The 3632-nt window shown below is 44.7% G+C and carries 4 protein-coding genes and 1 pseudogene; 4 read left to right on the forward strand and 1 reads right to left on the reverse strand.

What is annotated here, in order from left to right; all coding sequences use genetic code 11:
- A partial coding sequence (locus V5298_RS20065; RefSeq protein ID WP_332933194.1) for an acyl-CoA dehydrogenase domain-containing protein occupies nt 1–407 on the forward strand: 407 nt, incomplete at its 5' end.
- 76 nt (nt 408–483) lie between these two features.
- Here the strand turns inward: V5298_RS20065 and V5298_RS20070 are convergent.
- Nucleotides 484–1119, reverse strand: a complete 636-nt coding sequence (locus V5298_RS20070) for a response regulator transcription factor (RefSeq protein ID WP_332933195.1) — start codon at nt 1117–1119, stop codon at nt 484–486.
- Nucleotides 1120–1297: 178 nt separating this feature from the next.
- Here V5298_RS20070 and cmoA point away from each other — a divergent pair, with 178 nt between their 5' ends.
- The 3 genes and pseudogenes from cmoA to V5298_RS20085 all read left to right on the forward strand — a co-directional run.
- Nucleotides 1298–2038, forward strand: coding sequence for a carboxy-S-adenosyl-L-methionine synthase CmoA (gene cmoA / locus V5298_RS20075; protein ID WP_332933196.1), 741 nt, complete (start codon nt 1298–1300; stop codon nt 2036–2038).
- Between the two features lie 6 nt (nt 2039–2044).
- On the forward strand, nt 2045–3028 hold the full coding sequence (gene cmoB / locus V5298_RS20080; RefSeq protein ID WP_332933197.1) for a tRNA 5-methoxyuridine(34)/uridine 5-oxyacetic acid(34) synthase CmoB: 984 nt from the start codon (nt 2045–2047) through the stop codon (nt 3026–3028).
- Between the two features lie 70 nt (nt 3029–3098).
- Nucleotides 3099–3632, forward strand: a pseudogene (locus V5298_RS20085) (kinase); the annotation flags it as partial.

Consider the following 3632-nt stretch of genomic DNA (forward strand, 5'->3'; position numbering starts at 1 on the left):
CCTTACGCCTGTTAGTGTTGCCATTTGGTCGCCGTTGTAAGAAACCCAGCGATACCCTTGAACACACCGTAGCCCAGATACTGCAGACACCGAGTTTACCTCGCACACGTTTGGGTGACGGCCAATACCTCACCCGAGAAGAAGGCAATCTGTTTGGGGATTTAGAGCAAACCCTTGAAAATATCATCGCTGTCGAACCGATTTTTGACAAAATCTGTGACAACAAAGGGGCAAAACTGTCCTTCACTAACCTGGATGTATTGGCAGACGAAGCTTTGCAAGAAGGTTGGATAACGGAGGATGAAGCTAGGTTACTTAACGTTGCCGAAGCAGGACGATTACGCACGATCAATGTGGACGATTTCGACCACGAAGAATTAGTAGCGAAGATCAATAGCCAAAGCTAGCTTTCAAACAATCAGGATCAAAAAAGCCGTCAATTGACGGCTTTTTTATTGGCGATGAAAGACTACTACCTTTGCATCAGTTAAACTGAAGTTTATCCATCAACAACACCGCTTGGGTACGGGTGTTAATTTCCAATTTACGTAAAATGGCGCTGATGTGTGCTTTTATCGTTGCTTCCGTTACGTTCATTTCGTGGGCAATTTGCTTATTCATCAACCCTGCCCGCAGATAACTTAACACCTGGATTTGTTTTGGTGTCAGCTCTCTAAAACGCTTGAGCAACGTTGTCATTTCCTCATCCACGTTTTCCAGCTCGTCTTTCATTGTTTCAGGCACCCAGCTACCGCCATCTTTGACAGTGATGATGGCCTCAGCAATTTGCGCAGTGGGGGTTGATTTAGGGATAAAACCTTCCGCCCCCAACCCCATCACCTGGGCCACCACTTCGATAGATTCATTGGCGGAAATAACCGCAATTGGTAATGCAGGGTAACTGTCTTTGACAGAAATTAATCCGTTAAAATACTCCCCGCCCGGCATATTGAGATCCAATAACAATAAGTCCACTTGATCGTTTTCACCAAGCACTTTCAACGTAGACTCTAAACTGTCAGCTTCAAGGATCTCTGCGTCCTTAAAATGGGGCTCAAGAGCGGCACTGAGTGCTTCCCTGAACAGTGGATGATCATCTGCAACTAAAATACGAGTCATACTGTGTTCGCTCAAACAAAAAAGTTAATTTATTCGCTTCATCTTATACTTTAGACTAATAAGATACAAAGCTTAAAGTTGAAGTATTATTACAAAATTTCTGCAATAGGTATGTAAAAACATGCACTTTTGAGTAAAATTGGCGTCCTTTCGATAATTGTCAGTGGGTATCCAAACCGTGCAAAAGCCCGATAATATTTTTGCGTCACCTATGAATAAGGTCAGCGACTTTCGTTTTGATGAACAAGTCGCTGATGTCTTTCCCGATATGATTCAGCGATCCGTTCCTGGCTATCAGACCATACTGCATACCATCGGTGATTTAGCCAAAACCTATGTTACGCCAGACAGTCATGTGTTCGATCTAGGCTGTTCATTGGGTGCTGCGAGTTTAGCTGTGGCAAGAAACAGTCAGCACACCACATGCAAAATTATTGGTGTGGATAACTCACCGGCCATGCTTGAACGTTGTGAACGGATTACCAGCAGTTTTCACTTGCCCAATCCCATTGAGTTACGCTGTGAATCCGCCACCGATACAGTGATCCAAAACGCATCGATGGTAATCATGAATTTTACCCTGCAGTTTATTGCCCCTGAGGAAAGAGAAGCCCTGTTAACCAGTATATTTAACGGCCTCAACCCTGGCGGCATTCTTATTTTGTCTGAGAAAATAAAACATCCCAGCGAACAGGGAAATCGCTTACTTATTGATTTACACCATCAATTTAAGAGAAACAATGGCTATAGTGAACTTGAAGTAAGCCAAAAGCGCGCAGCCTTGGAAAACGTCATGCTTACAGACACCTTTGAAACCCATGAATCACGGTTGAAAAATGTGGGATTTGCCGATGTGGTAATGTGGTTTAAGTGTTATAACTTCTGTTCATTGGTTGCCGTTAAAAGCGCAAATAGGTAAACAATAATGTCTAAAAATACCGAACAGTGGTTTAACGACTGCTACCGCCAAATCATTGGTAGCCCTCTCTCTTCCTGGATGGAAACCCTGCCTATGCAGTTAGCACACTGGCGTCAGCATGAACAGCATGGGGAACTGGCCAAATGGTGTCGCTTATTAGCAAAACTGCCGCCCACCCAACCTTCTGTCATTGAGTTAACCGATAAAGTCCAAATTGGTTCAGAATCGGATTTAGATGGGTATCAACGCAAACAAATAGAAGGCTTATTAAAACAGTTTGCGCCCTGGCGCAAAGGTCCTTTTTGGCTTCATGGGATCCATATCGACACGGAGTGGCGCTCTGACTGGAAGTGGGATCGAGTACTCCCCCATATCAGTGACTTAAAAGACAGGCATGTTTTAGATGTTGGTTGTGGCAGCGGTTACCATATGTGGCGCATGTTAGCCCACGAGCCGGCCAGCGTATTTGGTATCGATCCGTCGCAGTTGTTTCTTATTCAGTTTCAGGCCATAAAACACTTTCATCATGATCCGAGGATCCATTTTCTTCCTTTAGGCATAGAACACATGCCTGAAAATAATGCCTTTGATACGGTTTTTTCTATGGGGGTACTCTATCATCGAAAAGATCCTATGCTATTTTTACAACAGTTGAAAAATCAATTGCGCAAGGGTGGCGAATTAGTACTGGAAACCTTGGTGGTGGATGGCGATGAGCGCACGGTACTTATGGCTGGCGAACGCTATGCTCAAATGCGTAATGTTTGGTTTTTACCCAGTGTTGAGGCATTAAAAGTGTGGTTAAACCGACTTGGTTTTATTGATATTAAGGTTGCAGATATCAGTGTTACCACCATCGATGAACAACGTACCACCGAGTGGATGACCTCTCAATCGTTAAAGGATTTTCTTGATCCAAACGACCACAGTCTGACTATAGAGGGCTACCCTGCACCACAACGTGCCGTCATTGTCGCGACGAAAAAGTAGTGTTATTCCATTCGCCGTTACCTTTGTTGGCATAATAGTTGTAGTTATATTACAGAGATAGAACAGCCTTATGGCTCGTCAAACAGGTAGCAATATGGATTTAAAAGGTTTTCTAACCGAACACCAGTTACCAGCAAGTTATGCTGACATTGCACAAAAATGGTTCGTCCCTCTTGCGCAAGATATTGCCACGCACCATGAAGGTGCAAACGAACCCTTCTTTGTGGGGATAAACGGTTGCCAAGGCTCGGGTAAATCGACAGTCTGTGACTTTCTTGTCTATGCGTTATCCGAGCTCCATGGACTTACCGCCGTCACCGTTTCATTGGATGATTTTTATCTTTCATCTGGGGCCAGAGTAACGTTAAGTGAAACCGTTCATCCTCTTCTAAAAACACGGGGCGTACCGGGGACTCACGATACTCAACTGGCCAAAGACACATTCAAAGCGCTGATTAGGGGCGACACCGTGGCCTTGCCCCGATTTGATAAATCCACCGATAACCCTAAGCCCCAAGATACGTGGCCAGTGATTACCAAGCCCGTGGACGTTGTGCTCGTTGAGGGTTGGTGTTGGGGTGTTCCTCCACAAACGGAAGAAGAT

The sequence above is a fragment of the Alteromonas sp. 14N.309.X.WAT.G.H12 genome, from assembly GCF_036697315.1.
Taxonomy (GTDB): Bacteria; Pseudomonadota; Gammaproteobacteria; order Enterobacterales; family Alteromonadaceae; genus Alteromonas.